At 43.9% G+C, this 12,537-nt stretch carries 11 protein-coding genes and 1 pseudogene; 9 read left to right on the top strand and 3 right to left on the bottom strand.

Annotated features, from left to right (window positions below; translation table 11 throughout):
- Nucleotides 1-217: 217 nt before the first annotated feature.
- The 7 genes and pseudogenes from walR to NX903_RS19885 all read left to right on the top strand — a co-directional run bounded on the left by walR (nucleotide 218) and on the right by NX903_RS19885 (nucleotide 7,201).
- Complete coding sequence (walR, locus tag NX903_RS19915) at nucleotides 218-925, top strand: cell wall metabolism DNA-binding response regulator WalR (protein ID WP_003244363.1); 708 nt, start codon at nucleotides 218-220, stop codon at nucleotides 923-925.
- Between the two features lie 7 nt (nucleotides 926-932).
- Nucleotides 933-2,768: a cell wall metabolism sensor histidine kinase WalK gene (gene walK / locus NX903_RS19910; protein WP_024572714.1), complete on the top strand. Its 1,836-nt coding sequence runs from the start codon at nucleotides 933-935 to the stop codon at nucleotides 2,766-2,768.
- The gene (walH, locus tag NX903_RS19905; RefSeq protein WP_042976993.1) at nucleotides 2,758-4,125 is read left to right on the top strand and encodes a WalRK two-component regulatory system regulator WalH; all 1,368 of its coding nucleotides are present in this window, start codon (nucleotides 2,758-2,760) and stop codon (nucleotides 4,123-4,125) included. The genes walK and walH overlap by 11 nt, the downstream gene beginning before the upstream one ends.
- Nucleotides 4,112-4,954, top strand: coding sequence for a WalRK two-component regulatory system regulator WalI (gene walI, locus NX903_RS19900; RefSeq protein ID WP_003244037.1), 843 nt, complete (start codon nucleotides 4,112-4,114; stop codon nucleotides 4,952-4,954). The genes walH and walI overlap by 14 nt, the downstream gene beginning before the upstream one ends.
- 21 nt (nucleotides 4,955-4,975) lie before the next feature.
- Nucleotides 4,976-5,770, top strand: coding sequence for an MBL fold metallo-hydrolase (locus NX903_RS19895; RefSeq protein WP_046381476.1), 795 nt, complete (start codon nucleotides 4,976-4,978; stop codon nucleotides 5,768-5,770).
- Nucleotides 5,771-5,851: 81 nt separating this feature from the next.
- Nucleotides 5,852-7,054 carry a serine protease HtrC gene (gene htrC / locus NX903_RS19890; protein WP_046381475.1) on the top strand — a complete coding sequence of 401 codons (1,203 nt, stop codon included), beginning with the start codon at nucleotides 5,852-5,854 and terminating at the stop codon, nucleotides 7,052-7,054.
- 20 nt (nucleotides 7,055-7,074) lie between these two features.
- Nucleotides 7,075-7,201, top strand: a pseudogene (locus NX903_RS19885) (hypothetical protein).
- Here NX903_RS19885 and NX903_RS19880 read toward each other — a convergent pair.
- A complete protein-coding gene (locus tag NX903_RS19880; protein ID WP_046381474.1) occupies nucleotides 7,198-7,698 on the bottom strand; it encodes a PepSY domain-containing protein in 501 nt (166 codons plus the stop codon). The pseudogene NX903_RS19885 and the gene NX903_RS19880 sit on opposite strands and share 4 nt — an antisense overlap.
- A gap of 160 nt (nucleotides 7,699-7,858) precedes the next feature.
- Nucleotides 7,859-8,758 carry a PepSY domain-containing protein gene (locus NX903_RS19875; RefSeq protein ID WP_046381473.1) on the bottom strand — a complete coding sequence of 300 codons (900 nt, stop codon included), beginning with the start codon at nucleotides 8,756-8,758 and terminating at the stop codon, nucleotides 7,859-7,861.
- A gap of 211 nt (nucleotides 8,759-8,969) precedes the next feature.
- On the opposite strand from NX903_RS19875, the gene NX903_RS19870 reads away from it, so the two are divergent.
- Together NX903_RS19870 and NX903_RS19865 are read left to right on the top strand one after the other, a co-directional pair.
- A complete protein-coding gene (locus NX903_RS19870; protein ID WP_038428106.1) occupies nucleotides 8,970-9,653 on the top strand; it encodes a response regulator transcription factor in 684 nt (227 codons plus the stop codon).
- A complete protein-coding gene (locus NX903_RS19865) occupies nucleotides 9,650-11,116 on the top strand; it encodes a sensor histidine kinase (protein ID WP_131228295.1) in 1,467 nt (488 codons plus the stop codon). The genes NX903_RS19870 and NX903_RS19865 overlap by 4 nt, the downstream gene beginning before the upstream one ends.
- Here the strand turns inward: NX903_RS19865 and rocR are convergent.
- Nucleotides 11,098-12,483 carry an arginine utilization regulatory protein RocR gene (gene rocR / locus NX903_RS19860; protein ID WP_015385164.1) on the bottom strand — a complete coding sequence of 462 codons (1,386 nt, stop codon included), beginning with the start codon at nucleotides 12,481-12,483 and terminating at the stop codon, nucleotides 11,098-11,100. The genes NX903_RS19865 and rocR overlap by 19 nt on opposite strands.
- Between the last annotated feature and the right edge of the window lie 54 nt (nucleotides 12,484-12,537).

The following is a 12,537-nucleotide window of genomic DNA, read 5'->3' as shown; positions in this document are numbered from 1 at the left end:
GTTATCTTTTTTAAAAAAAGTTGACCAGCATGACAATAGATAAACAACTGGCGATAAAGGTGAAACATGTGTTTTTTTTCTAAACCTTTATTTTTTTTATCTTTTGACCTTAAACCGTTATAATAGACAAGGACCCATTCTTTACATGGGCCATAAGTGATGAAACGAATGTTATATAGATGAAATGAAGTCATTCGGCAGGAGGAAAATCAAAATGATGGATAAAAAGATCCTTGTAGTAGATGATGAAAAACCGATTGCAGATATATTGGAATTTAACTTAAGAAAAGAAGGCTATGAAGTGCACTGTGCCCACGACGGAAACGAAGCCGTTGAAATGGTAGAAGAGCTTCAGCCTGATTTAATTCTTTTAGATATTATGCTCCCGAATAAAGACGGCGTTGAAGTATGCCGCGAAGTCAGAAAGAAATACGATATGCCAATCATTATGCTGACGGCTAAGGATTCAGAAATTGACAAGGTTATCGGGCTTGAAATCGGTGCTGATGACTATGTCACAAAACCATTCAGCACACGTGAGCTCTTGGCACGTGTAAAAGCGAACCTGCGCCGCCAGCTGACAACAGCGCCTGCGGAGGAAGAGCCTTCCTCTAACGAGATTCATATCGGCTCTCTCGTCATCTTCCCTGACGCGTACGTTGTATCAAAACGAGATGAAACAATCGAATTGACTCATCGTGAGTTCGAATTGCTTCATTATTTAGCAAAACATATCGGACAAGTGATGACCCGTGAACATTTGCTTCAAACCGTTTGGGGCTATGATTACTTCGGCGATGTCAGAACGGTTGACGTAACAGTCCGCCGGCTTCGTGAAAAAATCGAGGACAACCCGAGCCATCCAAATTGGATCGTCACACGCCGCGGTGTAGGTTATTACTTGAGAAACCCAGAACAGGACTAATGCCCATATGAATAAGGTTGGTTTTTTTCGGTCGATCCAATTTAAGATTACCTTGATTTATGTGCTTTTGATTATCATTGCCATGCAAATCATTGGTGTGTATTTTGTCAATCAGGTAGAGAAGTCGCTGATCAGCTCTTATGAACAATCGTTGAATCAGCGAATCGACAACCTTTCTTATTATATCGAACAAGAATATAAGAGCGATAACGACAGTACCGTCATAAAGGATGACGTCAGCCGTATTTTGAATGACTTCACGAAAAGTGATGAGGTTCGGGAAATTAGCTTTGTAGATAAAAGCTATGAAGTGGTCGGTTCTTCAAAGCCGTACGGTGAGGAAGTAGCTGGGAAACAAACGACCGATCTGATTTTTAAAAGAATTTTTTCTACCAAACAGTCGTATTTAAGAAAATATTATGACCCGAAAAGCAAAATCAGAGTTCTTATTTCCGCGAAGCCCGTCATGACTGAAAACCAAGAGGTTGTGGGCGCGATCTATGTTGTCGCGAGTATGGAAGATGTCTTTAATCAAATGAAGACGATCAACACGATACTGGCGTCCGGCACAGGTTTGGCACTTGTTTTGACGGCTCTTCTCGGTATTTTTCTGGCAAGAACCATTACCCACCCGCTTTCAGATATGCGAAAGCAGGCGATGGAGCTTGCGAAAGGGAATTTCTCGAGGAAGGTTAAAAAGTACGGGCATGATGAAATTGGGCAGCTAGCCACAACGTTTAACCACTTAACGAGAGAGCTTGAAGATGCCCAGGCGATGACTGAAGGAGAACGCAGAAAGCTAGCCTCTGTCATTGCTTATATGACAGACGGCGTTATCGCCACAAACCGAAACGGAGCGATTATTCTCTTAAACAGCCCGGCGCTGGAACTGTTGAACGTTTCACGTGAAACAGCCTTAGAAATGCCGATTACGAGTTTGCTGGGGCTTCAAGAGAATTATACTTTTGAAGATTTAGTGGAGCAGCAGGATTCTATGCTGCTTGAAATTGAGCGCGATGATGAATTAACGGTGCTTCGCGTGAATTTCTCTGTGATTCAAAGGGAACACGGCAAAATTGATGGTTTAATCGCTGTCATTTACGATGTAACCGAACAAGAGAAAATGGATCAGGAACGCAGAGAATTCGTTGCGAATGTATCACATGAGCTGCGGACGCCGCTTACGACAATGCGCAGCTATTTAGAAGCGTTAGCTGAAGGCGCGTGGGAAAATAAAGACATTGCTCCCCGCTTCTTAATGGTGACGCAAAATGAAACAGAGCGTATGATCCGGCTTGTCAATGATCTGCTTCAGCTGTCGAAATTTGACAGCAAGGATTATCAATTTAACCGGGAATGGATTCAGATTGTCCGGTTTATGTCGCTTATTATTGACCGTTTTGAAATGACAAAAGAGCAGCATGTGGAGTTTATCCGCAATCTGCCGGACAGAGATCTGTACGTCGAGATTGACCAGGATAAAATAACGCAGGTGCTCGATAATATTATTTCTAACGCTTTAAAATATTCACCGGAAGGCGGACATGTCACGTTCTCGATTGATGTCAATGAAGGGGAAGAACTTCTCTATATCAGCGTGAAGGATGAAGGGATTGGTATTCCGAAAAAAGATGTCGAAAAAGTCTTTGACCGCTTCTACAGGGTGGATAAAGCGAGAACGAGAAAGCTTGGCGGCACCGGTCTGGGATTGGCGATTGCCAAGGAAATGGTACAGGCGCACGGCGGAGATATTTGGGCGGACAGCATAGAAGGAAAAGGCACGACGATTACATTTACTCTTCCATATAAAGAGGAACAAGAGGATGATTGGGATGAAGCGTGAAAATATAAAAACGATATTACTTACGGTACTCGTCGTCATCAGTCTTGTTTTTACATGGGGGATATGGACGTTCCAGCCAAACTTTTCTGAAGGCTCATCCTCAACAGAGTCTACTGTGCGTGAGAAACACAAAATCGAAAAAACGACCCAAAAGCTGTCTGAAACGGTAAGGCCGAGGGACATGTTTATCCATGATGACGGCGCTCATTACAAAGTGGATGACAATGCCCTCTATGAAGAAATCTGGTCTGACTTGCCGCATTGGGATGTAAAAGGAATTAAAGATATTTCGGATCAGTATGACAAGTCTGGATTCAAGAGCTGGTTTTATGGAATAGGCGGTTCTGAAGCCAAGCTTGACTTGCAATTCAGCGATACGATTCCGATTGATATTTTCCAAACGCTGTTTAAATGGTCTAATCAGTCGTTTGAATACAGTTCGTTTGACCATATTCTGATCCCGTTCAATGAAACAAAAGCGAACAAGAAGATCTATTTGGTGTCTTACAGCAAACAGCTCATTCTTGAAGTGACGGTTGAATCGGCAAACTACCGGAACATTATGAACGACTTGAAAAACAGGCAATCAAATATGCCGGCGTTCAGTTTGTTCTCCATTGGCTCAAAGAAAGAGTTTTTGCTGCCAAACAAACCGCTTACGATGGACAAAAAAGAATTTGTCACTGAATCGATTAAAACAAATACCTTTAAGCAGGCTTTGTTTAGCGATCCGAGCATCGTAAGGGAAGATTCGAATTACAACAACAGAAATGTGCTGACAGATGGGATCAGCCGTTTAGATGTGAATCTAAGCCAGCGACAGGTGCAATTCCAGCAGCGCAATTTGGTGCAGAGCACATCCTATCAAACAGGTGAGTTAATCAAAAAGAGCCAAAAATACCTTGAGGATACCGGAAGCTGGACGGATCACTATCAATTTTTCAGTATCAATGACAGCCAGCAGCTGAGTTTCTATATCTTTATGGATCAGATCCCGGTCATTAACAGCACCGCCAAACCTTTCGGAGCGACATCGGCGATTACGGTGCAATGGGCGAATGATGATATTCTCAGCTATAAGCGGCCGAATTACAGTCTCGGAACGAATCCGATTAAAACAAGTGAAACAGAGCTCATGAGCGGCAGCGAAGTGAGGATGCTGCTTTCGAAACAAACCGCTTATGATACGGACAAAATTGATCAGATCTTCCTTGCTTATCAATTGGTATCAACATCAACCAACGATGATCCTCTCGTTGAACTGGAACCGGTTTGGGCGATGAAAGTAAATGGAAAAATTGTGCCGATTACAAAGGATTTATTGAGGAAGGAGGGGGCTAACAGTGGAGTGGAATAAGACAAAATCAATCTTCATCGTTGCCTTCCTCATTTTAGATATTTTCTTAGGCTATCAGTTTTTTCAAAAATGGCAGGCTACCGGCAAAGAATATGAAGTCATTAAAAATGATGTCGAGCATGACATGAAGGCCGATCATATCACGTATGAAGGTTTGAATAAGGAAGCGACAGAAGGTTATCGGATCACGGCAAATCAAAAGTCTTTCTCCAAGGAGGAAATTGAGGCGCTGAAGGATCAAAAGCCTTTAATGGACATGCCTAGTGATGATCATAAAGTAACGAGCCTGAAAATGAAGTTTGCAAATCCAATCGCCCTATCAAAGAAGGATATCGAGGACGATGCTCAGGCACTTGTTTCTTCGAAAATTCAAGATGGCGAAAAATATAAGCTTTGGAAGGTTGATAAATCGAAGAAAGAAATTATTTTCTTCCAAACGTACGAAGGTCATTATATTTACCAAAAGACCGACAATCCCTCTAATATGATCGGGCAAGTGGTGCTGCACTTAAACGGTAAAAACGAGGTTGTGTCATACGACCAGACTACGCTTGAGACCTTCAAGCAAATCCAGAAAGAAAGCTTAATTACTGAAATGGATGCGGTTGAGCTATTGTACTATCAAAATCAATTAAAAGAATACAGCACTGTGAAGAGCTGTAAATTCGGCTATGTAGCACAATATCCGCTGACAAGTACGCAGGTGCTGGCGCCGGTATGGAGAATTACGGTCGAGTACGAGAAAAAAGTGAACGGTGAGAAAAAGACAGTACAAGAGTATTTTACTGTGAATGCTTTGGAGAGTACGATTTTAGATACAGATCAATGAAAATAATGGAGTGAGACAAACATGAGCTTGCAATTTAGCGTACTTGCGAGCGGGAGTACGGGAAATGCGTTTTACCTCGAAACAGAGGATCACGCATTTTTAGTGGACGCCGGTTTGAGCGGGAAAGCCATGGATGGGCTGATGGCGCAGATCGGGCGTAAGCTGGATGATGTAGACGGCATTTTTGTGACGCATGAGCATAGTGACCATATTAAGGGCCTTGGTGTCGTCGCCAGAAAGTACAAGCTTCCGATCTATGCGAACGAGAAGACTTGGAAAGCGATGGAGAATCAAATCGGCAAAATTGACACCGATCAAAAGTTTGTATTTCCGATGGAGACGGTAAAGTCGTTCGGCGGACTTGATGTTGAATCGTTTGGCGTCTCCCACGATGCGGCCGAACCGATGTTTTATGTGTTTCATTATAACGGCCGAAAGCTCGCGTTAATGACAGATACGGGATATGTCAGCGACCGAATGAAAGGCATTATCCGTTCAGCGAATGTGTTTGTGTTTGAAAGCAATCACGATGTCGGTATGCTGCAAATGGGAAGATACCCATGGAGCATTAAGCGGCGGATTTTAAGTGACGTCGGGCACGTGTCAAATGAAGATGCTGCCTTGGCGATGACGGATGTCATTGGCGATGAGACGTCTCGTATTTACCTGGCGCATTTGAGCCAGGACAACAACATGAAGGAGCTGGCAAGAATGTCTGTGCAGCAGACATTGGCTTCTAAAGGATTTATGACGGGTGAGACATTTGACTTATACGACACTGATCCGAAGAAGGCCACTCCGCTTTGCGCTGTATAATTTTTCTATGTAAATCATGACTATTCTAGGAGCTTCTAACCCACAATATAACCATATTAACGTTCTTGGAAAGGATGGAATATGGTGGATTACGAACGTGAGGAAGAACATACTACTCCTGAACAGCCAAAGAGAAGCAAAAAAGGATATTTTCTTTCAAGCCTGATTGGTGTGATTGTCGGTGCCGTATTAATGGCGTTTATCATGCCGTACCTTTCAAATGAAGGGCTGGATACGGGCGCTTTAGATCAGCAGCGGAACAATAACGGCCGGGAATCAATCAGGACGGTGAATGTCAGTGTCAACAATACGGTCACCAAGATTGTCAGCAATGTGTCGCCCGCCGTTGTCGGTGTTGTGAACATCCAAAAATCAGATATACGGGGAGAGAGCGGCGAGGCTGGGAGCGGCTCTGGCGTCATCTATAAGAAAAATGACCATTCCGCTTATGTCGTGACCAACCATCATGTCATCGAAGGCGCTTCCCAAATTGAAATCAGCTTGAAAGACGGATCGCGTGTATCAGCTGATCTTGTCGGCAGCGACCAGCTGATGGATCTTGCCGTTTTACGGGTGAAAAGCGATAAAATTAAAGCAGTCGCCGATTTCGGAAATTCAGATAAAGTGAAGTCTGGGGAGCCGGTTATTGCGATCGGGAACCCGTTAGGCCTTGAGTTTGCTGGCTCTGTCACACAAGGCGTCATCTCGGGTACGGAGAGGGCGATCCCAGTAGATTCAAACGGTGATGGACAGCCTGACTGGAACGCAGAAGTCCTGCAAACAGATGCGGCCATTAACCCTGGGAACAGCGGCGGCGCTTTGTTAAATATGGATGGGAAGGTCATTGGCATCAATTCAATGAAAATTGCCGAGTCAGCGGTTGAAGGGATTGGCCTGTCCATTCCGTCTAAGCTCGTGATCCCTGTGATAGAGGATTTAGAGAGATACGGAAAGGTCAAACGCCCGTTCCTTGGCATTGAGATGAAATCCCTAAGCGACATCGCAAGCTATCATTGGGATGAAACATTAAAGCTTCCTAAGAACGTCACCAATGGAGCGGTTGTGATGGGTGTAGACGCCTTTTCACCTGCCGGAAAAGCGGGACTGAAGGAACTCGATGTCATCACGGAATTTGACGGTTACAAAGTAAATGATATTGTTGACCTGCGAAAACGGCTTTATCAGAAAAAAGTCGGTGACCGGGTGAAGGTGAAGTTTTACCGCGGCGGAAAAGAAAAATCTGTTGACATCAAGCTGTCGTCCGCAGACCAATTAGGAAGTTAATCAAAACAGTCTGGCATCGTTTGCCAGGCTGTTTTGATATGCAAAAAAACTGAACGGGGGTCACGCCCGTTCAGTTGAAAAGGATATATCGAATATGAAGAAAAATACAAGATGGATGTTACACGTGAAACAGCAAATAGCAGTTAGCTGTAAATACTTCCGTTCTCTGCATGGACTTTAATGGTTTGTACCGTGTGGTTGCTGGCTGTGATGGTGATGATGTACACATAGGTGCCATTTTCTTTCTTCAATGCAGAAGATGTGACGGTGCCTTTGCATTTGTTCAACGCAATGCTTTGTGCTTTTGCTTTTGTGATCGCGGCTTGTTTATTTTCAACGTGATGCTTGACGATTTTTCCGCTGCTGCAGTTAATGTTAAAGGTGTGAATTTTGCCATCCTCACCAAGCACTTTAATGACATAGACATAAACGCCATCTGCTTTCTTCATTTGTGCTGATTGAACTGCGCCTTTGCAGTTCTTTATAGCGACAGTTTTTGCTTTAGAGAGCGTAATAGAAGCCTGCTGCTGGGTTTGAACTTTAGCAGTGTCTTCTTTATGCAGAACAGCCGCGTGTGCGGATGATAAAGAACTGATTGAAATGACCGCGCCTAAAGCAGCTGCAGAACATATTTTCATATTCATTTGTAGGTCCTCCTTAGAAAAAGAACTGAACGCGGGTCACACACGTTCAGTTTAAAAGAGTATTTAGAAAAAGGTAGACATGAACTTAGAACTTTGTGTTAAAACAAGACTGGTGTTATACGTTGAATTTCAGTTATTTTACTGCTGGCAAGCAGTTATTTTATTTGCAAATGCTTCCGTTTTCAGCGTTCACTTTCACTGTATGTTCAGTGTGGTTTTGGGCAGTGATTTTAAACACGTAAACGAATGTGCCGTTTTCTTTCTTCAAATCAGTAGATTTCACTGTGCCTTTACATTTATTTAGTGCAATTTGATGTGCTTTTGTTTTTGTAACGGCTGCGTTTTTCTTTTGCACTTCTTGTTTTACGATTTTACCGCTGTCACAGTTGACATGAATTTTATGAGTTTTTCCATCTTCGCCAAGCACTTTGACAACGTAGATGTATGCGCCGTTTTCTTTCTTCAGTTCAGAAGATTGAACTGCGCCTTTGCATTTGTTGAGTGCGATTTGATGCGCTTTTGTTTTAGAAAGATGTGCTTGTTTCTTTTGCTCGTGTTTTGCGACTTTGCCGTTTTCTCCATTGATATGGAGCGTGTGAAGGCTTCCGTCTTCACCCATTACTTTCACGACGTAAGCGTAAACACCGTTTTCTTGCTTCAGCTCAGAAGATTGAACCGCACCTTTGCAGTTTTTCAAAGCGATCGATTGGGCTTTTGTTTTGCTGATATAGCTTTGTTTCTTTTGAACATCATGTTTCACAACTTTGCCGCTGTTGCAGTTGACGTTCATCGTATGCTGTTTGCCGTCCTCACCGAGAACTTTCACAACATATACGTATGTGCCATTCACTTTCTTCATTTGGGCCGTTTGAACAGTACCTTTGCATTTGTTCAAAGCAACCTGTTTTGCCTTTGCTATTGTGATGGAAGCCTGTTGCTTCGTCTCAACCTTCGTTGATGTATCATCCTTTTGAATGACAGCGGCGTGAGCAGAAGTGAAAGAACTGATTGAAATAATCGTTCCCAGTGCAGCTCCTGATAAAACTTTAGTGATATTCATGTGAGATTCCTCCTTTATTTCATTGTTGGCTGTACCAACTAAGGCAATTGTATAGGCCGAAGCTGAAAATCAAATGAGGGCTGGCTGAAAACTTGCTGAATTCAGCTGATTTTTAGGGAAGATTCAGTTTGTTTTCAGTTAAAAACGAATAATAGGAGGGGAAGGGAAAAAACTAATCAGAGGTTTATGCCAACTAAGGAGAGAGCACAGCATGAATAGGATGAAAGGCATCAAGATTTTGCTCGTGGACGATGAACCGGCGATATTAGATTTTTTGACAATGGGTCTTGAAAATGAAGGCTTTGAAGTGAAGACAGCAGCTGATGGAATGACAGCGATGAACACCGTAAAGACATTTCAGCCGCATGTGGCCATCTTGGATGTGATGATGCCCGGAATGGATGGACTGGAAGTATCAAAAATGATAAAAAAAACCGGCCATACCGCGGTTATTATGCTTACGGCCAAGGATGAGGTGGGGGTTCGGGTAAAAGCGCTGACAGAGGGCGCTGATGATTATATGATCAAACCCTTCAGCTTTGAAGAGCTGCTGGCGCGAATCTATGCGAGAATTCGGGATCACTTTCCCAACCTGTTTGAAGAATTCGCGCTCGGTCCGTTTCGAATTGATGATCGGCGCAGAGAAATCCGCTATCAGGAAGAGGTGCTCAAGCTTTCAGCAACAGAATACGAGCTTTTAAAGTTTTTGGTGCTGAATCACGGCCTTGTGCTCAGTAAAGCAAGGATTCTGGATAAAGTATGGGGGTATGATTTTTATGGAGAAGAGAATATTGTTGAAGTGTACATTCGTTCCTTGCGGGAAAAATTGAATGACAAAAAGCATGAAGTGATCCGAACGGTTCGGGGTGCGGGCTATCGGGTGGATATTGAATGAAAAAACGATTCAAAACACTGCGCTTTCAGCTTTTATTCCGTTCATTATGCATTCTCGTTCTTCTATTGGTGTTTGTCGGCGCTATGCAATATGTGTTTGGAAAACGCCTCTTATATGAAAACCGAGCTGTCAGCATTCAAAGTTATATCAACTCAACGGAGCCAACCATCTGGAATAATATTAAAACATACAAAAGCCATCCCGACAGCTCGGAAAAGTCAGATGGTGCTGTCCGTCCCGCCTTTATCTATCCGGGCGTGACCATTGTTTTTATCGATAAGAAAACAAAAGACAGTACGGTATTGTCGACCGATCCATATGCGGGAGCACCGCCAACAGTGAAAAAAAGTGTATATGATGAGGCATTAAAAGATACGATGGCCTTGCATTACAAAATCACGAAAAATGAATCCGGCGAGGAAGTGCTGATTGTGTTTCAGGCTATTACTATTGATGGAAAAGAAGCAGGCGTGATCCAAATGAGTACTTTAACAGAACCACTGAAGGACGTACTGCTCCGGCAAATCAGCATTTATTCCACGCTCTCGCTGGTTGCGCTCCTGCTCGGGCTTTTCACGTTCTTGCCTGTGGTCAGACATACGCTTAAACCGTTATCACAAATGGTACATATGATGGGAGAAATCAATGCAGGAAATTTGAATAAAAGGCTTCCTGTATATCGAAAACAAATGGAAATCGACACGCTCGCTATTTCGTTTAATCGCATGCTGGAGCGGATTGAAACGTCATTTAAAGCTGAAAAAGAAGCGAAGGAGCGCATCCGGCAATTTGTATCAGACGCTTCACATGAATTGAGAACGCCTTTAACGTCCATACACGGCTTTATCGAAGTGCTGCTGCGTGGCGCCGCGCTTCAGCCGGAGCAGAGAGATAGGGCGCTGAATAGTATGTATGAAGAGTCGAAGAGAGCCACTCGGCTGATAGAGGATCTGTTGTTTTTAGCAAAAATTGATCGGGTGCCGAGCTTTGAAATGAAGAGAGGAAATCTCGATGCGCTCATAAGGGAGATGGAGCCGCAGCTCAGTCTGCTTGCGAAAGAAAGAAGGCTGCAGCTGCTGCTTGAGGATGACGCTAAAGCGGTGTTTGACCGGGATAAGATGAAACAGGTCATTCTGAATTTGGTTTATAACGCGGTGCAGTATACAAATGAGAGAACCGGTGCCATCACCATTTCTCTGCAAAAAGGCAGTTCCGGCGTGATGCTGATGATAGCAGACAATGGCACAGGCATCGCGCCGGAGCATTTGCCGCATTTATTTGACCGGTTTTACAGGGCAGACCCATCCCGCTCCCGGAAATATGGAGGTTCGGGATTAGGCCTTGCTATAACGAAATCGATTATCGACAATCACAATGGGACGATTGAAGTGAAAAGTGAAATCGGCAGAGGCACTGTTTTTCTGATCAGGCTTCCTGCTCCGGATTATTCGTTAGACGAGTGAGAAAATTTCTTCAGCCGATATTGGAGGCTTTGTCTGCTGATGCCAAGCTCCTGAGCAGCTTTCGAGATGTTATGGCCGTGTTTTCTTAACACGTTCTCTATCACATATTTTTCGAAGCTTTCCATTTTTTCTTTTAAGTCCGCGGCCGGCTGGTGTCTTGGTGTTTCAGGCTCTGGGATGTCAGCCGGCTTGATTTTCATTCGGTATTGATAGGGCAGATGGGAAGCCGTAATCGTTTGCTCGTCCGTCATGAAATTCATTGCGCCTTCGATCATATGCTCAAGCTCGCGAATATTTCCCGGCCAGTCATAAGAAAGGAAAAATTGCTTCACGTCATCGCTGATGTGTTCAACATTCATTTGGAACAGATGGTTGTTTTTCTGGATGAACTCCGACGCGAGAAGCAAAATGTCTTCTTTTCGTTCCCGAAGCGGCGGGATGATCAGTGTGACGACACTCAGCCTGTAATACAAGTCCTTCCGCATTCGTTCGCCTGCAATTGCATCAATTGGGTCTTCATTCATCGTGGCAATAATACGTACGTCAATCGGTGTATCCTTTGTCGAACCGATGCGCCTGATTTTCCGTTCTTGAAGGGCGCGCAGCAGCTTCGCCTGAAGGCTGAGATTCAGCGAGTTGATTTCATCTAACAGCAGCGTGCCGCCGTGGGCTTGTTCAAACAGGCCGGGCTGGTCGACAGCGCCGGTAAACGCGCCTTTTTTCGTCCCAAACAAAATGCTTTCCACAAGGCTGTCTGGCAGTGCCGCACAGTTTTGCGAAATAAACGGGCCGCCAGAACGATCGCTTCCATTATGGATACTTTGCGCGAACAGTTCTTTTCCCGTGCCGGTTTCGCCTGCGAGAAGGACAGATGATGACGTACGGGTTGCCCGCTTGGCGTTTTCGATGACGTCTTGAATGGCCGGACTGGTGCCGAGAATACTGTCAAACGTATAGGTTGTGCTGCCTTTTTTGTTCATATTCTCCCTGATCAGCCGTTCAAGCTTTGTCACATCCTTGGCAATTTCAACGGCGCCCTTGATTTTGCCGTCTTGGACGATGGGATATGTATGATTGATCGTCGTAATTTCCTGGCCTTTATTATTGAAATAGCTCTGTTTGACGTTTTTAATCGTCTTTCCTTCCTGAAGAGCCTGTACCAGTGTGCTGTCCTGCTGCTTTGAAAACATAAACACATCCATCAGGTTTTTATTCAAGACGTCATGCTTCTCCATATCTTCAATCTGCATCATTTTATTGTTATAAACGATTGTGTTTCCATGCTCGTCTACCACGTGCAGGCCAACATCGATTTCATCTAAAATGCTCTGAAAAACCAATGTGAGGAATTCGCTGTCTTTGACCACTGTATGAACCTCCCTCAGTTTTCTTAATATTGCTTCTATTTTATAAAAAAATGG

It is taken from the genome of Bacillus sp. FSL R5-0576 (assembly GCF_038004765.1).
In the GTDB taxonomy this organism is placed as follows: Bacteria; Bacillota; Bacilli; order Bacillales; family Bacillaceae; genus Bacillus; species Bacillus subtilis.
Note: the sequence above shows the minus strand (reverse complement) of the source record. Positions and strands in the feature narration are given on the sequence as shown.

Coding starts and splice junctions, on each gene's coding strand:
- walR (WP_003244363.1), top strand. CDS start 218: ATGGATAAAAAGATCCTTGTAGTAGATGATGAAAAACCGATTGCAGAT.
- walK (WP_024572714.1), top strand. CDS start 933: ATGAATAAGGTTGGTTTTTTTCGGTCGATCCAATTTAAGATTACCTTG.
- walH (WP_042976993.1), top strand. CDS start 2,758: ATGAAGCGTGAAAATATAAAAACGATATTACTTACGGTACTCGTCGTC.
- NX903_RS19895 (WP_046381476.1), top strand. CDS start 4,976: ATGAGCTTGCAATTTAGCGTACTTGCGAGCGGGAGTACGGGAAATGCG.
- htrC (WP_046381475.1), top strand. CDS start 5,852: ATGGTGGATTACGAACGTGAGGAAGAACATACTACTCCTGAACAGCCA.
- NX903_RS19880 (WP_046381474.1), bottom strand. CDS start 7,698: ATGAATATGAAAATATGTTCTGCAGCTGCTTTAGGCGCGGTCATTTCA.
- NX903_RS19875 (WP_046381473.1), bottom strand. CDS start 8,758: ATGAATATCACTAAAGTTTTATCAGGAGCTGCACTGGGAACGATTATT.
- NX903_RS19870 (WP_038428106.1), top strand. CDS start 8,970: ATGAATAGGATGAAAGGCATCAAGATTTTGCTCGTGGACGATGAACCG.
- NX903_RS19865 (WP_131228295.1), top strand. CDS start 9,650: ATGAAAAAACGATTCAAAACACTGCGCTTTCAGCTTTTATTCCGTTCA.